Source organism: Mesorhizobium marinum (assembly GCF_040813675.1).
GTDB lineage: Bacteria > Pseudomonadota > Alphaproteobacteria > Rhizobiales > Rhizobiaceae > Mesorhizobium_K > Mesorhizobium_K marinum.
The window spans coordinates 274,596-295,322 of record NZ_JBFOCI010000001.1 but is presented as its reverse complement, the minus strand read 5'-3'; the positions used below and the strand labels follow the sequence as shown (position 1 = coordinate 295,322).

Annotated in this window: 20 protein-coding genes; 14 read left to right on the top strand and 6 right to left on the bottom strand. The window is 66.8% G+C overall.

Annotated features, from left to right (window positions below):
- The first annotated feature begins 4 nt into the window (after positions 1 to 4).
- Entirely contained in the window at positions 5 to 541 is a 537-nt protein-coding gene (locus tag ABUE31_RS01495; protein WP_367721700.1) for a TIGR00645 family protein, read from the top strand.
- A 13-nt stretch (positions 542 to 554) separates the two neighbouring features.
- On the opposite strand, the gene ABUE31_RS01490 is transcribed toward ABUE31_RS01495, so the two are convergent.
- A complete protein-coding gene (locus ABUE31_RS01490) occupies positions 555 to 1,424 on the bottom strand; it encodes an SDR family oxidoreductase (RefSeq protein ID WP_367721699.1) in 870 nt (289 codons plus the stop codon).
- A gap of 77 nt (positions 1,425 to 1,501) precedes the next feature.
- Between ABUE31_RS01490 and ABUE31_RS01485 the strand changes: the two genes are divergently transcribed.
- The 7 genes from ABUE31_RS01485 (at position 1,502) to ABUE31_RS01455 (ending at position 8,031) form a co-directional block, all read left to right on the top strand.
- The gene (locus tag ABUE31_RS01485) at positions 1,502 to 2,638 is read left to right on the top strand and encodes an SLC13 family permease (RefSeq protein ID WP_437344056.1); all 1,137 of its coding nucleotides are present in this window, start codon (positions 1,502 to 1,504) and stop codon (positions 2,636 to 2,638) included.
- Complete coding sequence (locus ABUE31_RS01480; RefSeq protein ID WP_367721697.1) at positions 2,635 to 3,081, top strand: SLC13 family permease; 447 nt, start codon at positions 2,635 to 2,637, stop codon at positions 3,079 to 3,081. The genes ABUE31_RS01485 and ABUE31_RS01480 overlap by 4 nt, the downstream gene beginning before the upstream one ends.
- A gap of 78 nt (positions 3,082 to 3,159) precedes the next feature.
- Positions 3,160 to 3,591 carry a DUF3775 domain-containing protein gene (locus ABUE31_RS01475; protein WP_367721696.1) on the top strand — a complete coding sequence of 144 codons (432 nt, stop codon included), beginning with the start codon at positions 3,160 to 3,162 and terminating at the stop codon, positions 3,589 to 3,591.
- Positions 3,592 to 3,656: 65 nt separating this feature from the next.
- Positions 3,657 to 4,775 (top strand): extensin family protein, encoded by a 1,119-nt coding sequence (locus ABUE31_RS01470; protein ID WP_367721695.1) that lies wholly within the window; start codon positions 3,657 to 3,659, stop codon positions 4,773 to 4,775.
- Between the two features lie 151 nt (positions 4,776 to 4,926).
- Positions 4,927 to 5,772: an extensin-like domain-containing protein gene (locus ABUE31_RS01465; RefSeq protein WP_367721694.1), complete on the top strand. Its 846-nt coding sequence runs from the start codon at positions 4,927 to 4,929 to the stop codon at positions 5,770 to 5,772.
- 147 nt (positions 5,773 to 5,919) lie between these two features.
- Positions 5,920 to 6,576 (top strand): LssY C-terminal domain-containing protein, encoded by a 657-nt coding sequence (locus ABUE31_RS01460; protein WP_367721693.1) that lies wholly within the window; start codon positions 5,920 to 5,922, stop codon positions 6,574 to 6,576.
- 144 nt (positions 6,577 to 6,720) lie between these two features.
- Positions 6,721 to 8,031 (top strand): hemolysin family protein, encoded by a 1,311-nt coding sequence (locus ABUE31_RS01455; RefSeq protein ID WP_367721692.1) that lies wholly within the window; start codon positions 6,721 to 6,723, stop codon positions 8,029 to 8,031.
- Positions 8,032 to 8,100: 69 nt separating this feature from the next.
- On the opposite strand, the gene ABUE31_RS01450 is transcribed toward ABUE31_RS01455, so the two are convergent.
- A complete protein-coding gene (locus ABUE31_RS01450; protein WP_367721691.1) occupies positions 8,101 to 8,703 on the bottom strand; it encodes an NADPH-dependent FMN reductase in 603 nt (200 codons plus the stop codon).
- Positions 8,704 to 8,788: 85 nt separating this feature from the next.
- On the opposite strand from ABUE31_RS01450, the gene ABUE31_RS01445 reads away from it, so the two are divergent.
- Positions 8,789 to 9,193, top strand: a complete 405-nt coding sequence (locus tag ABUE31_RS01445; protein ID WP_367721690.1) for a winged helix-turn-helix transcriptional regulator — start codon at positions 8,789 to 8,791, stop codon at positions 9,191 to 9,193.
- A gap of 6 nt (positions 9,194 to 9,199) precedes the next feature.
- Here ABUE31_RS01445 and ABUE31_RS01440 read toward each other — a convergent pair whose 3' ends face one another.
- Positions 9,200 to 9,535 carry an acyl-CoA thioesterase gene (locus tag ABUE31_RS01440; RefSeq protein WP_367722498.1) on the bottom strand — a complete coding sequence of 112 codons (336 nt, stop codon included), beginning with the start codon at positions 9,533 to 9,535 and terminating at the stop codon, positions 9,200 to 9,202.
- Between the two features lie 211 nt (positions 9,536 to 9,746).
- On the opposite strand from ABUE31_RS01440, the gene ABUE31_RS01435 reads away from it, so the two are divergent.
- Genes ABUE31_RS01435 through ABUE31_RS01425 form a run of 3 tightly spaced genes read left to right on the top strand, consistent with a single transcriptional unit; the run spans position 9,747 to position 13,497 of the window.
- Positions 9,747 to 11,363 (top strand): GMC family oxidoreductase, encoded by a 1,617-nt coding sequence (locus ABUE31_RS01435; RefSeq protein ID WP_367721689.1) that lies wholly within the window; start codon positions 9,747 to 9,749, stop codon positions 11,361 to 11,363.
- Positions 11,360 to 12,571 (top strand): mandelate racemase/muconate lactonizing enzyme family protein, encoded by a 1,212-nt coding sequence (locus ABUE31_RS01430; RefSeq protein WP_367721688.1) that lies wholly within the window; start codon positions 11,360 to 11,362, stop codon positions 12,569 to 12,571. Before ABUE31_RS01435 ends, ABUE31_RS01430 begins: the two co-directional genes overlap by 4 nt.
- 5 nt (positions 12,572 to 12,576) lie before the next feature.
- Positions 12,577 to 13,497, top strand: coding sequence for an NAD(P)-dependent oxidoreductase (locus ABUE31_RS01425; RefSeq protein ID WP_367721687.1), 921 nt, complete (start codon positions 12,577 to 12,579; stop codon positions 13,495 to 13,497).
- Between the two features lie 65 nt (positions 13,498 to 13,562).
- On the opposite strand, the gene ABUE31_RS01420 is transcribed toward ABUE31_RS01425, so the two are convergent.
- The 3 genes from ABUE31_RS01420 to ABUE31_RS01410 form a co-directional block, all read right to left on the bottom strand.
- Positions 13,563 to 14,495 (bottom strand): diacylglycerol/lipid kinase family protein, encoded by a 933-nt coding sequence (locus ABUE31_RS01420; RefSeq protein ID WP_367721686.1) that lies wholly within the window; start codon positions 14,493 to 14,495, stop codon positions 13,563 to 13,565.
- Positions 14,496 to 15,015: 520 nt separating this feature from the next.
- A complete protein-coding gene (locus ABUE31_RS01415; protein ID WP_367721685.1) occupies positions 15,016 to 15,990 on the bottom strand; it encodes a hypothetical protein in 975 nt (324 codons plus the stop codon).
- A gap of 31 nt (positions 15,991 to 16,021) precedes the next feature.
- A complete protein-coding gene (locus ABUE31_RS01410; protein WP_367721684.1) occupies positions 16,022 to 17,068 on the bottom strand; it encodes a CapA family protein in 1,047 nt (348 codons plus the stop codon).
- Positions 17,069 to 17,211: 143 nt separating this feature from the next.
- Here ABUE31_RS01410 and uvrB point away from each other — a divergent pair, with 143 nt between their 5' ends.
- Positions 17,212 to 20,199: an excinuclease ABC subunit UvrB gene (gene uvrB / locus ABUE31_RS01405; protein WP_367721683.1), complete on the top strand. Its 2,988-nt coding sequence runs from the start codon at positions 17,212 to 17,214 to the stop codon at positions 20,197 to 20,199.
- 125 nt (positions 20,200 to 20,324) lie between these two features.
- Positions 20,325 to 20,723 (top strand): hypothetical protein, encoded by a 399-nt coding sequence (locus ABUE31_RS01400; RefSeq protein ID WP_367721682.1) that lies wholly within the window; start codon positions 20,325 to 20,327, stop codon positions 20,721 to 20,723.
- Positions 20,724 to 20,727: the final 4 nt, after the last annotated feature.

The window sequence follows — 20,727 nt, the reverse complement described above, 5'->3', positions numbered from 1 at the left end:
TTCCATGAAACGCATCGAACTTGCCATCGAATCGATCATCCTGGCGTCGCGCTGGCTGCTCGTCGTCTTCTATGTCGGCCTCGCGTTGGCGCTCGCGGTCTACGCCGTCTCGTTCGGCAAGAAGCTCGTCGAATTCATGAGCAAGGTTCTCGTGATGAATGACACCGACACCATCCTGAAGATGCTCGGCCTGATCGACGCCGCCCTGGTCGCCAGCCTCGTCGTGATGGTGATCATTTCCGGCTACGAGAACTTCGTCAGCCGCTTCGACGGCGAAACCGGCGACGTCCACTGGCTGGGCACGATCGACGCCGGCTCGCTCAAGGTGAAGGTCGCCTCCACCATCGTCGCCATCTCGTCGATCCACCTGCTGCAGGTCTTCCTTAACAGCGCGACCTACACCAGCGGCCAGTTGATGTGGATGACGATCATGCACATGGCCTTCGTCGCCTCCGCCCTCCTGCTTGCCTACATCGACCGGCTGACCGGGTTGAAGGCGGGCAAGAAGGCCGACGGCAAGCCGAAGGAACTCGACATCTGACGCGAGCGGGCCGCTAGCCGAAGGTTCGCGCCACCTTCGTCGGGCTGCGCGCGAACACCTCGTCGGGCACGAAGAAATCTCCCGCGAGCGCGCCCTTGGCGTCCGGCGCGTAGTGCGAGAAGTCGGAGACGCCCTCCTCGCGCAGGACCTCCTCGTCGATGTAGAAGTTGCCGGTCGCCTCGCGCGACGGGCGATTGAGGATGGCGTAGGCTGCGTCCGCCAGGATGTCCGGCGTCCTGCTCATCGAGGCGACCTGCTCGCCGCCGAGAAGATTGCGCACCGCAGCCGTGTCGATCGCCGTCAGCGGCCAGAGCGAGTTCACCGCGATGCCGTCTCCGGCGAACTCCGCGCTCATGCCGAGCGTGCACATCGACATGCCGAACTTCGCCATCGTGTAGGCGACGTGTCCCTTGAACCACTTCGCGTTCATGTCGAGCGGCGGGGCAAGATTCAGGATGTGCGGGTTGGCCGCCTTCCTCAGATGCGGGATGCACAGCTTCGAAACCAGGAAGGTGCCACGCGTGTTGATCTGGTGCATCAGGTCGTAGCGCTTCATCTCGGTGTCGAGCGTGCCGGTCAGGCTGATCGCGCTGGCATTGTTGACGCAGATGTCGAGGCCGCCGAACTTTTCCACGGTCTTCGCCACGGCGTCGGCCACCTGCGCCTCGTCGCGGATGTCGCAGAGCGCCGGCAACGCCTTGCCGCCCGCCCTCTCGATGTCTTCCGCCGCCGTGTAGATGGTACCCGGCAACTTCGGATGCGGCTCGGCCGTCTTGGCGGCAATGGTGACGTTGGCCCCGTCGCGGGCCGCCTTCAACGCGATTGCGAGCCCGATGCCGCGCGATCCGCCGGAAATGAACAGTGTCTTGCCCTTCAGGGACATGGGTATCCTCCACGGTTGGCGCGAAACGCCGCTTGCGAAGCCGCCTTGCGGCAGGCCCGCAGCCAGGCGTCCGCCAGATGTCGCGTCCGCCAAAATATTCGACCGGCCCCCGCGCGAAAACCCGGCAACTCCGCTATTTCTTCTTCAGGCGATTCCCGCCGGTGCCTGCGATCGACCGAGTCACGCGCATGATCACCCTGTCGGTTGCGGTTTTCGTACTTGCCTATCTCGGCATGGCGCTCGGCCGGGTTCCCGGCCTTGCCATTGACCGGACCGGCGTCGCGCTGCTCGGCCTGATCATCCTTCTGGCCTCCGGCGACCTGTCGCTTGAGGAAGCCGGCGCTGCGGTCGACATGCCGACAATAGCGCTGCTCTTCGCACTGATGATCCTGTCCGCGCAGTTCGAGCAATCGGGCTTCTATGGCTGGATCGCCCATCGGATCGTGCAGGCCGCCCGCAGCCCGAAACGGCTCCTCGCCGCGCTGATCGCCGCCACCGGCATGCTGGCCGCGATCTTCACCAACGACGTCGTCGTCTTTGCCCTGACGCCGGTCGTCGCGGCCGGCATCGCCTCGCAGCGGCTGGACCCACGGCCCTACCTGATTGGGCTGGCCGGCGCAGCCAATGCCGGTTCGGCGGCAACTTTGATCGGCAATCCCCAGAACATCCTCATCGGCCAGGCGGGCGGGCTCGACTTCTGGACCTATCTCGGCTTCGCCCTGCCGCCGACGCTCGCCGCGCTGGCGATGACCTACATCGCCGTCGCCTTCACATGGCGGCTGAGGCCGGCCGTGGACGCAGCGATCCCCGGCACGGAAGCGCCTGCGATCGACCGTTTCCAGTTGGCAAAGGGGCTCGCCGCCATTGTGATGCTGGTTGCGCTTTTCCTGACGCCTCTTCCGCGCGAATTGTCGGCGCTCGCCGTCGCCGGCCTTTTGCTGATGTCGCGCCGACTGTCCTCGCGCACAATGATCGGATCGGTCGACTGGCAGCTCCTGCTGCTGTTCGCCTGCCTGTTCGGGATTACCGCCGCCTTCGTCAAGACAGGCCTTTCACAGGACGGTCTGGACTGGCTCGCCGCCAGGGGTCTCCTGCCCGACCGCCTGTCGGTGCTCACCCCGCTGACGCTCGCCGCTTCGAACTCGATCGGCAACGTGCCCGCCGTGATCCTGCTGATCAAGCTCGTCCCCGACCTTTCGAACGGNGCACAATGATCGGATCGGTCGACTGGCAGCTCCTGCTGCTGTTCGCCTGCCTGTTCGGGATTACCGCCGCCTTCGTCAAGACAGGCCTTTCACAGGACGGTCTGGACTGGCTCGCCGCCAAGGGTCTCCTGCCCGACCGCCTGTCGGTGCTCACCCCGCTGACGCTCGCCGCTTCGAACTCGATCGGCAACGTGCCCGCCGTGATCCTGCTGATCAAGCTCGTCCCCGACCTTTCGGACGGTGCTCTCACGGCATTGGCGCTTCTGTCCACTTTCGCCGGAAATCTCCTGCTCACGGGGTCGCTCTGCAACATCATCGTCGCTGAACGCGCTGCAATGTCGGGCGTCACACTTTCGTTCGTTGATTTTGCCCGCTCCGGGATCCCGATGACGCTTGCAACCTTCGCCGCGACGGTTGGCTGGCTATGGGCGATCGGGCTCCTTCCCTTCTGATCCGCCGGCGCGTTCGTCTGAGCTTACATCCGGCGTGCCAATTTGCTTATTATCCCCGGAAACGAGGGAGAGTGGCCTGTGTCGAAGCGCGCCGAGAAGGTCTGGGACCTGACGATCGCCCCGGACACGGTGCGCCTTATCGTCGAGAAGGCGCGGACGGTCAGCGCGGCCGTCAACGGCGACTACGAGGACGGCGCGGAACACGAGGTCGAGTTCGACGACACCCAGGATCTCCACCATCACGACGGGCTTGCCGAGGAGGAGACCGAGGACCAGACCGAACGAGAACTACGCCAGATCGTGCGGACGCTGAACGTCGACGAGGCGGCCGAACTGATCGCGCTCACCTGGATCGGCCGCGGCGACTTCGAAGCGGGGGAATTCGCCGAAGCCGTCGCGGAGGCCAAACGGCGCAACTACCGGCCGATCCGCTATCTGCTTGGCATGCCGATGCTTGCCGACTGGCTCGATGAAGGGCTGGAGGCGATCGGCGTGGCCGCCGCCGAGTGAACCGCGATCAGCCTGGGCCGGGCCGGGCCGGTGCAACCAGTTGTCGTGCGGAAACGTTGACGGTCATGGGCAAGCTTTCGATCCTCCGGCTGGTCTTTGCCGTCTCGATCTCGGGACTGTTCCTTTTCCCTCCTCCGGATGCCCGGGCGGCGCCGGCTTGGCTGGAAAAGCTGTTCCAGGCGCCGCGGGACAAGCCTCCGAAACGGCGAAAGCCCCGCCCGGAGGCGAAAGTGGTTACGCCCGACACCGCACCTGTGCCGACGGAGAAGCCGGACGGCATCGGCGAGCCGGGACCGTTTGCGGGCACGCCGCCGGGCGATCCGCAACCAGTCGCCTCGGCAGGGCCAGATGCGGCAACGGCCTATGCACCCGTTTCGGCTCCCGTTCCCGAGCCCAGCCCCCGCGCTTCGGCGGAAACGGCCGAGCCCCGGCAGGACCCGGCAGAAACCGTCCAGGAACCGCCGGCGGCGCCACTCGAAAAACCCGTCGCAAGCGACGAAGCACTGCCGCAAACAGTCCCCGTTCCCGAGCCGAATCCCCGCCTGGCGGCCGCAACACCCGACGACGCGCTCCTCGCGGCCCGTCCGGGTCCAGTTCTGCCCGACCCGCGTTCGGCAGAACGCCCGAACCCGTCCGGCGACCTGCCTGAGGACGAAATCGCCTGCCGGCAACGGTTGGCGGAACTGGGCGTAAAGTTCGACAACAAGCCGCCCGAAGCAGACCCGATCGGTTGTTCGATGCCCTATCCGATCGTCGTGAGTTCGCTCGGCAGTGGCATAGAGCTGCAACCCCGCGCCGAAATGAACTGCGCCATGGCGGAGGCCGCCGCGCGTTTCGCCGGCGATGTCGTCTCGCCCGCCGCGCAGCGGACGTTCGGCAAGCCGCTGCAATCGGTCGCGCATGCGTCGGCCTATGTCTGCCGGCCGCGCAACGGATCGCAGAAACTCTCCGAGCACGCCTTCGGCAACGCGCTCGACATCGCTGCCTTCACGCTGTCTGGCGGCACGACGATTGCCGTCCAGCCATCCCCGCCCGAACGATCGTCCGAGTTCCTCGACGCTGTTCGCAGCGCCGCCTGCGGCCCCTTCAAGACCGTGCTCGGCCCCGGCAGCGACGCCGATCACGCCGAACACATCCATCTCGACCTCGCGCCGCGCCGAAACGGCGGCACCGTCTGCGAATGAATGCCGCAATTTCGCCGCAGAGGTGAATCCGGGCGCTGAGCTTTCCTTTACGTTTCGGCAATAGGGTGACGCTTCTCCAGGCATGATCCCGGCCGCGCCGCAGCGGGTGGCGATCATTGCTTCATTGTTGCGAGTTCGGAGCCCTCCCCCGATGGCGGACCATCGCCGCGCCAGCCAGCCGGCCCAGGCCGTAAAAGCAGCCAAGCCACGCCGCATCCAGGCGGCGGGCGTGCTGGCGCTGCTGGCGATTTCGGCCGCGGCCTGCACGACGGGAAGCGTGCTCAATCTCGAACCCGCGGTCGACGTCGGGGCCTCGACCGCCGGCGTCCCGCGTGTCGAGACGGCCGCCGTCATCGCCCCGCCGGCCCCGGGCGTCGGCTTGCAGACCCTGGTTCCGTCCGACCCCTACCTGATCGGCTACCCGCGCATGGATACCCCGGTGGCGCCGCAGACCGACTACATGCCGCCGGACGAAGTCGACTGCCGGCGCGAACTGAAGCGGCTGAAGGTGGATTTCGTGGACCTGGCGCCGATCAGCGAAGGACAATGCGGCATCGAACATCCGGTCAAGGTTTCCGCCATCGGCAGCGTCGACATGAAACCCGCCGCCACCCTTTCCTGCGACATGGCGCTGACCTTCGCGCAATGGACCAAGAACGAACTGGTACCGGCCGCCCGCCGCCGCTACTTCACCGGCGTGAAGACCATCCACCAGGGCTCCAGCTATTCCTGCCGCAAGATCGCCGGCAGCCGCACCCTGTCGGAGCACGGCAAAGGCAACGCCCTCGACATCATGCGCATCGAGTTGAACAGCGGCCGCGACATCGACGTCAAGAAGCCCGGACTGTTCTCCTTCCGCCAACGCGGGTTCCTGAACAATGTGCGCGCTGACGGCTGCCAGTACTTCAACACGGTGCTGGGCCCCGGCTACAACTACGACCACCGCAACCATTTCCACTTCGACATCAAGGAGCGTCGCCGCGTCGCCTGCCGCTGAAAATCTGGCAGCGCGAGCGCCCGGTTCGCTCGACCGGCTTCCCAGCGCGGTTTGCGTCGCGTACAATCCGCGCAAATGTCCACCGCTCCTGTCGAGCCCGAAAAGCACTGGCGACGAAGGGCCCGCCCGGCCGCAACCGCAACGCTGATGGTCGTTCTGGCCTACGTGGCCATCGCCTATGTCGCGGCGCCCGGCTTCTGGCTGTTTCGCGACGATCACGCGCCGCCGCCGCTCATGCGCACCACGACGACCGACGGCATTCCGGGCGATCCGCTCAACATCGGCCTTGCCGGCAGCCATCAGGATCTCATCCAGGCGTTCACCGCGGCCGGCTGGCGTCCGGCCGACGCGATCACCCTCAAGACGAGCATCGAGATCGGCCTCAGCGTCATCCTCGACCGGCCGGACCCGGATGCGCCGGTCAGCACGCTGATCTACGAAGGCCGGCGGCAGGATTTCGCCTTCGAGAAGCCGGTCGGATCGAGCGCCGACGAGCGCCACCACGTTCGCCTTTGGCTCAAGCAACCGGACCAGGACGACCAGCAACCGCTGTGGCTTGGCTCGGCGAGCTTCGACCGCGGCGTCGGCGTCAGCCACGACACCGGCCAGATCACCCACCATATCGGGCCAGACATCGACGCCGAGCGCGATTTCCTGATGCGCGACCTGACCTCTGCCGGCTGGATCCGCTCGACCTACGATATCCCGGGATCCGGAGCCACCGACGACGGCCGCAACGGCGGCGGCGACCGCTACTTCACCGACGGAAAGGCGATCGTCGGCGTGCTGGGAACGGCAGGTTGATCAGGAATTCCCGCTATCCGGCGACGCGCCGGCCAAGCCATCGGGGCGTCGTGCGGGGATGAACGCGCGACACTCCCGCCAGCGATTGCGGAAGCCCGCACCGCCCCCCGTCCCACCCATTTGCCCGGATTGCAGCTGACCCCCATGGTTTATGTCGAAATCGCGATCGTCGCCGCGCTGATCTGCCTGAACGGCCTCTTGGCCATGTCCGAACTGGCGGTCGTGTCGGCCAGGCCTGCCCGCCTCAAGGCGATGATCGACCGCGAGGTCAAGGGAGCCGGCAGGGCACTGCAGCTCGGCGCCAACCCGGGCCGCTTCCTGTCGACCGTGCAGATCGGCATCACGCTGGTCGGCATCCTTTCCGGCGCATTCTCCGGTGCGACGCTCGGCCAGCGGCTGGGTGAACTGCTCGTCGCCTCCGGCATGTCGCCCGGCGTCGCCAACCCGCTCGGCGTCGGCATCGTCGTCGCCCTCATCACCTATGCGTCGCTGATCGTCGGCGAACTGGTTCCCAAGCAGATCGCCCTGCGCGATCCCGAGCGCATCGCCGTCAAGGTGGCTCCGGCCATGACGCTGCTGTCGCGGATTGCACTGCCGCTGGTCTTCCTGCTGGACGTTTCGGGGCGCGCGGTTCTCTGGCTGCTCGGCCGCTCGGAGGAGTCGGAGGACAAGGTGACCGACGAGGAGATCAAGATGCTGGTCGCCGAAGCGGAGCATCACGGCACCATTGAATCCGACGAGCGCCGGATGATCGCCGGCGTGATGCGGCTCGGCGACCGCGCCGTGCGCGCGGTGATGACGCCGCGAACCGAAATCGACTGGCTGAACCTCGAATGGGACGAGGCGACGGCGAAGAAGATGCTCCTGGAGACGCAGCATTCGCGCCTGCCGGTCGGCGAAGGTGCGGTCGACAACATGGTCGGCGTCGTCAAGACCCGGGACCTGCTTGCCTCTTTGCTTGCCGGCGAGCCGTTCGACCCCCGCAAGCAGATGCGTACGGCGCCGATCGTGCACGACCAGGCCGACGCGCTGGATGTGCTCACCACGCTGCGCGAGGCCGACGTTCCCGTGGCGCTGGTGCATGACGAGTACGGGCATTTCGAAGGCATCGTGACGCCGGCCGACATCCTGGAGGCGATCACGGGCGTATTCCGCTCCGATCTCGACGAGGAGGAGGAACCGCCGGCGGTTCGCCGAGAGGACGGCTCCTGGCTGCTCGCCGGCTACATGCAGGCCGACGAGATGGCCGACCATTTAAGTATCGAGCTTCCCGAGAACCGCGACTACGAAACCGTCGCCGGCTACATCCTCTCGCACCTTCACCGGCTGCCGACGACGGGCGAATGCGTCGATGCCCAGGGTTGGCGTTTCGAGGTCGTCGATCTCGACGGCCGCCGTATTGACAAGGTCATCGCCTCGCGGCTGCCGGGCGTCCACCGCGCTGGGAGGAAATGAACCGCGCGGCATGAAAAGGGGGGCGGCGCCTTGCCGCCCCCGCGCCCGCCTTGGGAGGATGGGTCAGTCTTATTCGGCGGCCTGCTTGACCTGGAGGTCGTCCTCGCGCGCCTGCTTCAAGACCTTCGCCCACCAGGCGAGGTCGTCGAGCGCCGTTGCGGCGGCCTGGTTGAGGTGCTCGAAATCCTCGATCTTCTTCCCCTGCTGCAGGATCTGGATGAAGTCGCCCCAGACGATGTGCACGGCGAAACGGCTCGGCGCCATCTGCAACTCGACCGCATGCTGCCTCAACTGCTCGATCGCGCGCGCTCCGCCGACGCCGCCATAGCCCACGAAGGTCACCGGCTTGCGGTTCCACTCGGTATACGCGTAGTCGATCGCATTCTTCAGCACCGCAGTCGGCCCGCGGTTGTACTCGGCCACGGTCACGATGAAGCCGTCGAACTCGGCCACCTTCTTCTGCCAGCGCAACGCGACTTCGTTCTTCGACGGCGCCCAAAGCGACGAGGCCGCCTCTTCGAAGAACGGCATCGGATAATCGCGCAGGTCCACGATCTCGACGTCGAAATCGCCGCGCGCTTTTGCTAGATTGGCGATCCACTCCGCCGGCTTGTCGGCGAAACGGGTGGCGCGGGTCGAGCCGACGATCACCGCGATCTTGGGTTTGGACATATCAGTCTCCTATGAAGCTCTAGTATCCGTTGGATACCTGAACTACATAGGATACTGACTCGGAGGGCCGCAAGGAGGCACCTTTTTGAAACCAAGGCACATTCACCGCAGCGAGGATTGCCGCGCTGTCAGCGACATCCTGCAGCGGGTCGGCGACAAGTGGACCGTGCTGGTGGTCGGCAAGCTCGGCGACGGTCCGCTGCGCTTCAACGAACTGCGCACCGCAGTCGGCGGCATCTCGCAGAAGATGCTGACGACGACGCTGCGCGGGCTGGAGCGCGACGGCTTCGTGACGCGTACGGTCTATCCGACGATCCCGCCGCGGGTCGACTACGAACTCACCGAACTCGGCTGCGAGCTCCTGAAGCCGGTCAACGCGCTCGGCGAATGGGCGCGCAGCAACACCGACCGCGTCAACGCCGCACGGGCGCGGTTCGATGCGGCGAACCTGCCCGGCCAGATGAAGCCGGTTTTGGTTTCCGGCAAGTAGGGCTGTTCATTCCCCAGGCACCGGCGTTGGCTTGCCGTCGCCGTCCAGCGCCACCATCACGAACTCGGCGTCGGTCACCTTCTCCATGATGTGGGTCAGGTAGCGCTGCGCCCACGCTTCGACCTTCAGCGTCATCGAGGTGCGGCCGACGCGCGTCACCTCGGTGTAGATGCTGAGCGTATCGCCGACCTTCATCGGCGCCGCGAATGACATCTCCTTGACCGCAGCGGTCACCACGCGGCCGCGTGCCCGTTCGGCGGCGCGGATGCCGCAGGCAAGATCCATCTGCGCCATCACCCAACCGCCGAAGATGTCGCCGGCAGCGTTGGTGTCGGCGGGCATCGCCAGCGTGCGCAAGGTCAGTTCGCCATTCGGTCGAGTGCTGTTGCGGGTCACGTCGATCACCTCGCTTGATGCCTGATCCTCCCCTCATGCCGCAGACGCGACCGCAAGGAAAGGCCGGTCGCAATTTCCACAAGCCATGCCGGAAGGGCGCGGGACGCAAAGGCGGCGCCCGGACTAGCTTCGGCAAGCTCCCGGGACCAGCCACGCCATGCAGACATATGATTTCATCGTCGTCGGCTCCGGCTCCGCCGGCTCGGTGGTCGCCGAGCGGCTGTCGGCGAGCGGCCGCTTCTCCGTATTGGTGCTGGAGGCCGGCGGCAGCGACAGGCGTTTCTACGTGCAGATGCCGCTCGGCTACGGCAAGACCTTCTTCGACCCCGCCGTCAACTGGAACTACCGTGCTGAACCCGACCCCGGGCTGTCAGGCAACGCCGACCACTGGCCGCGCGGCAAGATCCTCGGCGGGTCGAGCTCGATCAACGCCATGGTCTGGATCAGGGGCCAGCGCGAGGATTTCGACGCCTGGGCGGCCGCTGGCAATCCGGGTTGGGGTTATGACGACCTGCTGCCGGTCTTCAAGGCGATCGAAGACAACGAAGCCGGCGCCGACGCATGGCGCGGCGCCGGCGGCCCGGTTCACATCACCGACACCAGAGACAGGGTGCATCCACTGACCCAGCGCTACCTCGCCGCCGCCGGGCAGGCCGGTCTGCCGCTCAACCCTGATTTCAACGGGCCGAGCCAGGAAGGCGCCGGCGTCTACCAGATCAACGCCAAGAACGGCCGCCGCATGTCGGCGGCGCGCGCCTTCCTGCGCCCGGCGATGAATCGGAAAAACGTGCGCATCGAGACGCACGCCTTGGCGACAAAAATCCTGTTCGACGGCGCGCGCGCTGTCGGCATCGAGTACGAGCAGCACGGCCGCACGCATATCGCAAAAGCCGGAAGCGAGGTCATCGTCTCGGGCGGCGCGGTCAACTCGCCGCAGTTGTTGCAGCTTTCCGGCGTCGGTCCCGCTCCGCTGCTGCAGGGCCTCGGCATCCCGGTGGTACACGCCAACGCCCATGTCGGCGCCAACCTGCAGGATCACGTCGGCATCAACTACACCTTCAAGGGGCGGCTGCCGACGCTGAACCAGATCCTGCGCCCCTGGTGGGGCAAGGCGCTGGTCGGCATGCGCTACATCCTCCTGCGCAGCGGGCCGCTGTCGCTGTCGATGAACGCGGCGGGCGGCTTCTTCCGCACCGACCCGGCGATGGCGCGGCCAAACATGCAGCTCTATTTCCAGGCCTTCTCGACCGTCATTCCGAAGAACGGCGAGCGGCCGATCCTCACGCCGGACCCATGGCCGGGTTTCTCGGTCGGCCTCTCCAACTGTCGGCCGTCGAGCCGCGGCGAGATCATGATCCGGTCCCAAAACCCGCGCGGCTATCCGAAGATCGTCGCCAATGCCTATTCCACCGAAGCGGATGTCGCCGAGATGCTGGCCGCGGTGAAGTTCGTGCGCAAGATCGCGGCGCAGCCGGCCCTGGCGGAGATCATCGAGGAGGAGGTGCTGCCCGGCCCGTCCGTCACGTCGGACGCCGACCTGATCCAGGATTTCCGACAGCGCTCGGGCACGGTCTACCACCCGGTGTCGACCTGCCGCATGGGTCCAGACTCAGGCCACGCCGTGGTCGACCCGCGCCTGCGCGTCCACGGCATTTCCGGCCTGCGGGTCATCGACGCCTCCATTTTTCCGGATAACATCTCGGGCAACACCAATGCGGCGGCCATCATGACCGGCTGGAAAGGCGCGGGCATGGTGCTGGAGGAGCAGACATGAAGATCACCGACGTAAAAACCTGGGTCGTCGGCAATCCGCCGCCGGGGATCGGCGGCAAATATTTCATCTTCGTCAGGGTGACGACCGATTCCGGCGTCACCGGCTACGGCGAGGCCTACAACGCGACCTTTTCGGCGCATGTCACGGCCCGCATGATCGAGGACATGGCCGAGCGTTATTTCATCGGCCACGACCCGCACGACATCGAGGTGTTCTTTCGCCGCTGCTATTCCTCCGGCTTCACCCAGCGGCCGGACGTCTCCGGTATGGGCTGCTTCTCGGCGCTCGAAATGGCCTGCTGGGACATCGTCGGCAAGGAAGCGAACAAGCCGGTCTACAAGCTCATCGGCGGCCAGGTGCATGAGACGCTGCGCTCCTACACCTATCTCTACCCGCACACCGGCTCGGTCCACACCGAAGATGTTGCGCCGAAGAACGTCTACAACGACCCCGACATGGCAGCCGAATGCGCGCTGCACTATGTCGAGCAGGGGTTCGACGCCGTAAAACTCGATCCGGCCGGACCCTACACCGTCTATGACGGCCACCAGCCCAGGCTCTACGACATCGACCTCTCCACCCGCATGGTGAAGGCGATCCGCGAGGCGATCGGCAACCGCGCCGACATCCTGTTCGGCACGCACGGCCAGTTCACCGCGTCCGGTGCGCTGCGCATGGCCAGGGCGATAGAACCCTACGACCCGCTGTGGTTCGAGGAGCCGGTGCCGCCAGACATGCCGGAAGTGATGGCGCAGGTGGCGCGCGGCACGTCAATCCCGATCGCCACCGGCGAGCGGCTGACGACGAAGTTCGAGTTCGCCCGCGTCATCGAGACCCGTGCAGCGACCATCCTGCAGCCGGACCTCGGCCGCTCGGGCGGCATCCTCGAGACCAAGAAGATCGCCGCCATGGCCGAGGCCTATCACATCCAGGTCGCGCCGCACTGCTATTGCGGCCCGATCGTCGGCGCGGCCAACATCCAACTGGCGGCCACCCTGCCTAACTTCCTGATCCTCGAATCCTTGAAGCAGTGGGACGGCTTTCACGAAAAGCTGCTGAAGAAGAAGATCGAATGGCAGGACGGCCATGTCATCCCCTCGAAGGAGCCGGGGCTCGGCGTCGAGTTGGACGAAGCCGTCTGCGAGGCGCATCCCTATGACGGCAAGGCGCTGCATCTCGAGATGACGCAGTCGCCGCTGTTCCCGTGACGCCGATGGACAAGCCCGCCTACGCCTTCATCGGTCTCGGCCATCTCGGGGGCAACCTCGCGGCTTCGCTGCTGCGCGCGGGCTTCGCCGTCACCGTCCACGATCGCGACCCGGCCGCTGTCGCCCGCCTCGTCGCCCTGGGCGCTGCGGGCGCCGGCTCTCCGGCCGAAGCCGCCGCTCGCGCCGGCAACGCCATCACCTGCCTGCCCTCGCCCGCCGTCAGCGAGGCGGTGCTCACCGGCAAGGACGGCCTGTTCGACGGCCTCCCCGCCGGCGCGACCTGGATCGAGATGTCGACCAACGGCCGCGACGAGATCGTCCGCCTCGCCGGGCTGGCCGAAGCGCGGGGCGTCGAGACCCTCGAATGTCCCGTCACCGGCGGCGTTCACCTCGCCGCGGCGGGAAAAATCACCGCGCTGGTCGGCGGCGATCCCGCCCTATTCGAAAGGCACCGCGCCGCGATCGAGGCGATGTGCGCGAAAAGCTTCCTGATGGGACCGATCGGTTCGGCCGCAGTGATCAAGGTCATCACCAACATGCTGGCCTTCATCCACCTCGTCGCCGCCGGCGAAGCGCTGATGCTGGCGAAACGCGGCGGGCTCGACCTCGCGCAGGCCTACCATGCAATCGCCGCGTCGTCGGGTACCAGCTTTGTGCACGAGACCGAGAGCCAACTCGTGCTCAACGGCTCCTACGACATCGGCTTCACCATGGACCTCGCACTGAAGGATCTCGGCTTCGCGCTCGCCATGGGCAGGGAATTCGGAGCGCCGCTCGATCTTGCTGCACGCGTCAATGCGATCTTCCAGGAAGGCAAGGCGGCCTATGGCGGCAACGCGTGGTCGACCATGATCGTTAAGCTGCTGGAGGACGCAACCGGCACCGACCTGCGCGCGCCCGGCTTTCCCGCGAGACTTGAAGCCTGAGTAAATTTCGCTTTCCGGTCAGTGACTTGCGCCTTCGCAGTGAATCTTTCCGGCAGGAAACTGATTCAATCCCGCAGCGTGATCGCTCCTGGCAGGATCTCGAACGTCGCGGGGATGCGCCCGGGCGATTCCCCATCCGCCTCGATCAGCATCGGAGCGGCCGCGTCGGCCAGCGGCTCCACCACCAGCTTCCGGCCGCGCAGGATGGTGATTGCCCGGTGGTTGCGGTGGAGACCGCCATAGAGCAGCCTGATGTCGCGGATCAGCCCGAGCTTGCCGGCGGCGCGCAGGATGACGATGTCGAACAGCCCGTCGTCGAGCAGGGCGTCGGGCGCGACCATCATGCCGCCGCCGAAAAAGCGCCCGTTCGCAGCGACGACGAGGGCGACACGTGCCTCGGTCGGCTCGCCGTCGTCGACGGTGATGCGGACGTCCCGGAAGCGGTAGCGGATGAACTCGGTCACGGTGCGCCAGTAGAACAGCGCCCTAGCCGAGACGCGGCCCTTCCGCTCGTCGCCGTTGACCGCGCGGGCAACGGCGCCGGAAACGCCGAGGCTCGCAACGTTGATGAAATGGCGGCTCGCCAGTGCGCCGTGGTCGTCGACGAACGAGACCCGGCCGGCATCGATCGCCCTGCCCCGCGATTGCGCCATGCGCCGGATCGCCACCGCATGGCTGTCGCGCAGGCCGAGGCCTCGGGCGAAATCGGTTCCCGTGCCGCAGGGCAGGATACCGAGCGACGACTTGCTGCCCTCCGCGGCGGCGGTGACCAGCCCGTCGGCGACCTCGTTCACGGTGCCGTCGCCGCCCGCGGCGATCACCAGGCCGCATCCGGCGGCGGCGAGGTCCATCGCCAGTGTCACCGCATCGCGCGCGGCCTGCGTCTCGCGCAGGTCGATGTCGCCGAACGCGCCCTTCAGGGCAGCGCCGATCTCCGGCCAGTCTTTGCGGAGACGGCCGCCTCCCGCGACCGGATTCAGGATCACGCCAACCTTCATCCGCCTGCCTCCCGCCGGCCACCCTGCGGCAGTTCGCGACAGCCGGCAAGCGGCCATGATTTTAGCCGGCTCGTCCCCGATAATCCCGTTTTCCACAGGCGCGCGGGCATTCCCTCGGCCGGCATCGTCACCTAAGGTCAACCCATCTCAGGCCCGAAACCGAAACGGCGCCGCAAGGCGAAGCGGAAGTGGAGGGAGCAACCTGGGGACCCCGAAACCGGGGACGGGAAGGCGGCGGGCTTGCCCGTTACGCGCCGGTCTGACGGACGGGGACCGCGGGAAGCGTGCGAACGCCAACGGCGGACCGATGCTGCCATGAAAGTCCGGGAAAGACTTTCGATGGCACGTCAGCGGACCCTTCGGGAGAAGCAGGCGTAGGTTCGGACAGATGCCGCATCTTTCGGGAAGCGCTTTGCCGGACCGTCAAGACAAAGGCCGGCGCGGCCTGTCGCTCTTCGGGTGGCGGCGCCTGCGCAAAGGCTCTGGTCTGACAGGGAGGCGCTGGGAGAAATCCCGGCGCCTACTCTGTTTTCGGGTCCGCCGACCCGGCCTTGCGCACCAGCGCTGCGGTCGCCAGCAAGGCGGCCAAGTCGGCGATCATCGGCTCGACATGCGCCGTGTAGTCGATCGGCTCACCATCGGCCGGCAGTTCGAACAGGTTCCGTGCCAAAGGAATGAGCAGGAACCCGTCGCCCTCCCGCAGCGCCAGCCGCGCCGGACTTTCCGGCCAGGTTTCGGCGAGCCATTCCAGCGCCCGCGCAAGCTTGCCGGTAACCAGCGGACGCGCCGCATCGGGATTGTCCGAGCGGAACTCGTAGATCTCGTCGAGCGCGGCGACGCCGCTCTTCAACTCCTCCAGCCTGTCGCCGAACAGCCCGCGCAAGAAGCCGACGGACGCCTTGTCCGTCCTGTGCGCCGCGACGAGCAGGCCTGGAAAGCGCGTGATCGTCCCGAACGCCACGACGACGCCCCTGAAGACCTCCGACCGGGTGTCGCCCGACCCCTCGCTCAGGACCGCCTCGTAGAGTTCGAAGGAAAAATCCTCGTGGCGGCCCGATATCACGTCGTCGAAGCGTTCCCGGTCGAACGACTCCACCGCCTCCCGCGGCAGGCGTGCGAATGACGCCGGCGTGACGCCTCGGCGATAGCGGATATCCTCGATGAAACTGAATATCTTCGGCATGATGCTGGCGCGCAACGACTGCTCGTGCCGCGCGGGGCGGCGGCGCCACACGACATGGCCCACGACAAGGACCGCGAAGCCCAGCAGGTAGAGGAACAGGTGGGGCGCCGACAGCCATTGTTCCCTTGGGTCGGCGAAACGGTTGAACAGAAGCGCCAGCAGCACGACCGCTGCCAGCACCAGTCCGTCGAAAACCGCCACGCGCCACCATGCCGAGCGGCGGGTACGCGCCCTTTCGGCGCGGTAGCGTTCGAGTTCGGCCTTGATCTCCCCGATGGCCTCGGCGTCCGGCATCATGTCCTGTGCATGCATGGCGTCATCCGTCTCGGGACCGGTCACGGACCTATAGCTGTTTTGCCGCGGTTTGTCCGGTTTTCGGCACGAAGATGCGCGAAACGAGCGCCGCCGCGCGATCTTCCGGCCTGACCGGGCGCAGCCGCTCGCGCCGCCCTTGTCTCTCGCGCAGGAACGGAATGACCCTGTGCGCCGCCACCCGGCCCCATGTGTCCGCGTCGGTGCTCATCTCGACCGAGAGCAGCGCGCCGATCCTGAGCGGCCATGGCGGGCTCGCCATCACCGTTCCGAGCAGGTCTCCAAGCCCGTAGGCGACCAGCGTCTGGCCCATCCGTTCCACCGGCTGCACGACATGCGCATGGCCGCCCACGATCAGGTTTGCCCCCTGCCCCGTCAGCCGACCTGCCAGGGCTCGGGTGGTGGCTTGCGGGAAATGTCGGAACTCGCGATCCCAGTGCGGCATGGCGCAGAGGACATCGACGCTAGGCGCAACCGCGAAACCTCCGGCAACGTCTTTGGTCATGGCGACGCGCCCGGCATAATCCGCCGCGCCGCCGTTTCGCCACTGCGTGAAGGCAAGGAAACCGAGTGCCAGGGGACCCGCGTCGATGCGCTGCACCTGCCCCTTCGCGGCCGCGCCGATCGTCCTTGCCCCGAGGTCGGCGAGCGCCTCGGCCGTCCGCTCGAACCCCAACGGCCCCTGGTCGAGCGCGTGATTGTTGGCCAGCGACAGCACGAGCCGCGCCGGCGCGATGCCGGCCGCGACCAGCACCTTGCCCACGAAGGCCGGCGTCATGGCATGGCGAAGGCCGAGCCGGGTCGCGACCGGAAAGGCCGGCCGCTCCACCACCGGGCTCTCGCAATTGGCGACGACGAGATCGGCGGCCTCGAACAGCGCGCACAACGAAGGGTCCACCTCGGGCGGCTCGCGGCTGGCGACGGCGGATATGTCCCCGGCAAACAGCAGCCGAACTGCCTGTCGCGGCTGCAGCCATCGCGCCTCGATCGGCCCGAAACGACGCCCCCCAGCGGCGAGCGAAGGCTTCACGAGCCTCGGCAGCCAGGACAGCCTGTAGGACAGCGGAAAATTGGACACGGCTGCGACCTGATCGCTTTCCGGCCGGTTTTGCAAGCGGCCGCCGCGGCTCCTGACAACCTGCTGTCAGGATGGCCGCCTGGCGCGCTCCCCAAGGCCAACTGCCACTTTCCATTCGGGCGTTCTCACCCCATATTCGCGGCATGGCCAAAACCCCAGGAACGAAGGCGCGCCCTCGGGCGGCAGATGACAATGGCGGATACCGCCGGCGCGGCAGTCCGCTGACCGACTATCTCGACGCCGCCGAGCCGTTTGAGCGCGGCGGTCTCGGCGAGGCGCCGCAGCCCGATCTCGCCGGACGGCCGCTGTCGGGCTCGATTTCGGACTGGGCCGAAGACATCGCCAGGCAGGCGGAGCAGGCTCCCGCCAAACCGTCAAGGAAGATCCCCGAGCGCTCCTCCGCCCCGACCCGGACCGGCCGGGGCACCTCGATGGGCGGGGCAGCCACCCCGAAGGAGCGCGCGGCGGCCGGCCTCAACCCGGTCGCCGGCCTCGACATTGCGCTGGAGGACGTCGAGAAGCTGTCCTCGACCGGCGTCACCGCCACCGTCAAGGCGCTTTCCGACCTGATCGAGAGCGGCAACCCGCTGCACAAGAACGGCGAACTCTGGGTGCCGCACCGCCCAGCACGGCCCGAAAAATCCGAAGGCGGCGTCGCCATCAAGATGGTCTCGGACTTCGAGCCGGCCGGCGACCAGCCGACCGCGATCAAGGATCTCGTCGCCGGCGTGGACGATGCGGAGCGCACGCAGGTGCTGCTCGGCGTGACCGGCTCTGGCAAGACCTTCACGATGGCGAAGGTGATCGAGGAAACGCAGCGCCCGGCGCTGATCCTCGCCCCCAACAAGACGCTGGCCGCCCAGCTCTACGCCGAGTTCAAGAAGTTCTTCCCCGACAACGCTGTCGAGTATTTCGTCTCCTACTACGACTACTACCAGCCGGAGGCCTACGTCCCGCGCACCGACACCTTCATCGAGAAGGAAAGCTCGATCAACGAGCAGATCGACCGCATGCGCCACTCGGCGACGCGCTCGCTCCTGGAGCGCGACGACGTCATTATCGTCGCCTCGGTGTCCTGCATCTACGGTATCGGCTCGGTCGAGACCTATACCGCGATGACCTTCCAGATGTCGGTCGGCGACCGGCTCGACCAGCGCCAGCTGCTCGCCGACCTCGTCGCCCAGCAATACAAGCGCCAGGACATCAACTTCGTGCGCGGCTCGTTCCGCGTGCGCGGCGACACCATCGAGATCTTCCCGGCCCACCTCGAGGATTCGGCCTGGCGCATCTCCATGTTCGGCGACGAGATCGAGAGCATCACCGAGTTCGACCCGCTCACAGGCCAGAAGACCGGCGACCTGAAGAGCGTGAAGATCTACGCCAACTCCCACTACGTCACACCGCGTCCGACGTTGAATCAAGCCATCAAGTCGATCAAGGAAGAGCTGCAGCATCGCCTGCAAGAGCTTGAAAAGGCTGGACGTCTTCTCGAGGCGCAGCGGCTGGAGCAGCGCACGCGCTTCGACCTGGAGATGCTCGAGGCGACCGGCTCCTGCGCCGGCATCGAGAACTATTCGCGCTACCTGACCGGCCGAAGGCCCGGCGAGCCGCCGCCGACGCTGTTCGAATACGTGCCGGACAACGCGCTGATCTTCATCGACGAGAGCCACGTCACCATCCCGCAGATCGGCGGCATGTATCGCGGCGACTTCCGCCGCAAGGCGACGCTGGCGGAGTACGGCTTCCGCCTGCCCTCCTGCATGGACAACCGTCCGCTGCGTTTCGAGGAGTGGGACGCGATGCGCCCGCTCTCGGTCGCCGTGTCGGCGACGCCCGGCGGCTGGGAGATGGAAGAGGCCGGCGGCGTGTTCGCAGAACAGGTCATCCGGCCGACCGGGCTGATCGACCCGCCCGTCGAGGTGCGCCCGGCCAAGACCCAGGTCGACGACGTGGTCGGCGAGATCCGCGCCACCACCCAGGCCGGCTACCGCACGCTGGTCACCGTGCTGACGAAGCGCATGGCCGAGGACCTGACGGAGTACTTGCACGAGAACGGCGTGCGCGTGCGCTACATGCATTCCGACATCGATACCCTGGAGCGCATCGAGATCCTGCGCGACCTTCGCCTCGGCGCCTTCGACGTGCTGGTCGGCATCAACCTGCTGCGCGAGGGCCTCGACATCCCCGAATGCGGCTTCGTCGCAATCCTCGACGCCGACAAGGAAGGGTTCCTGCGCTCGGAGACATCGTTGATCCAGACCATCGGACGCGCTGCGCGCAACGTCGACGGCAAGGTCATCCTCTACGCCGACACCGTCACCGGCTCGATGGAGCGGGCGATGGCCGAAACCAACCGCCGCCGCGAGAAGCAGCTCGCCTGGAACGAGGCGAACGGCATTACGCCCGAAAGCGTTAAGTCGCGCATCGCCGACATCCTCGATTCCGTCTACGAGAAGGATCACGTCCGGCCCGAGATCACCGCCTTCGCCGACGAAGGCGCGATGGTCGGCAACAATCTCAAGGCGCATCTGGAATTCCTGCAGAAAAAGATGCGCGACGCCGCCGCCGACCTCAACTTCGAGGAGGCCGCGCGGCTGCGAGACGAGATCAAGCGCCTGACCGAGCTGGAGCTTTCGATCTCCGACGATCCACTGGCGCGCGAGGTAGAGGGCCAGAGCCCGGCGTCCGGCCGCGAGAAGGGCAAGCACAACAAGGGCGTTGCCAGGCACCGCACGACCGAGGAGCAGGAGCGTTTCCGCAAGCTCGACGCCGCGCGCGCCGCCGAAGAAGCGGCCAGGGCCAGCCGGCCCAACCTGTTCCGCAAGCCTGATATCGACGAGATGGGCCCGGGCACCGACATGGCGACGCCGGCGGGCGCCGTGTCGCGTTCGCTGTTCAAGAGGCAGAGCGCCGCCGAGGCGCATGGTTCCGACTATGGCGTGCCCGACGACGGCAGGTCGCTGTTCCGGAAGAACAGCCTCGACGAGATGACGGTGCGCCGTACCGAGAAGCCTGTGGAAAGCGTGAAGCCGGTGAAGCGCGCCAGGATCGGCGCCGGTTCCTACGAAGACCCGGCCGAGGAGAAGGAGCGCAGGAAGCGCACAGGCAAGACCGGCAGGCCGGGCAGCTGACCAGCGTAGGTGCCCGGAGCCGTTCGCCTCGCAGCCCGTATCGACGCGGCCCGGCCTTCCCTGCCTGAACCTTTTTCGCGTAGATGCGTTCTGGGGGTATTGGGACGCATTTCGAGGAACCTTCCATGAATCTGCTACGCCTTGCATGGGCGGCCTTTGTGGCCGCCAGCTTCGCCTTCGTCGCGCCCGCGGGCGCGGCGCCTCTGCCCGCCTCCCAGCCTTCGGGCCAGACCCTCGTGGTGCCGGTCCGCGGCTGCCATTCAGACGTCCGCCGGCATTATGTGCCGGAATACGGACGCACCGTGACGCATCGCCATCGCCGGGACTGCCGGCCCGTCCGCGTCGACGGCAACGGATCGCGCGACTGCCATCGGGACGCGCGGCGGCATTTCGTGCCGGGATACGGCCGCGTCCTGCACCGCCACGTCGGCCCGGACTGCCGCGTTCGCGTGCTGCGCCGCTGGGACGGCCCCGGCGGACGCGAATGCGCCTTCATCGGGCCTGTCCGCTACTGCGTCTACTGATCCA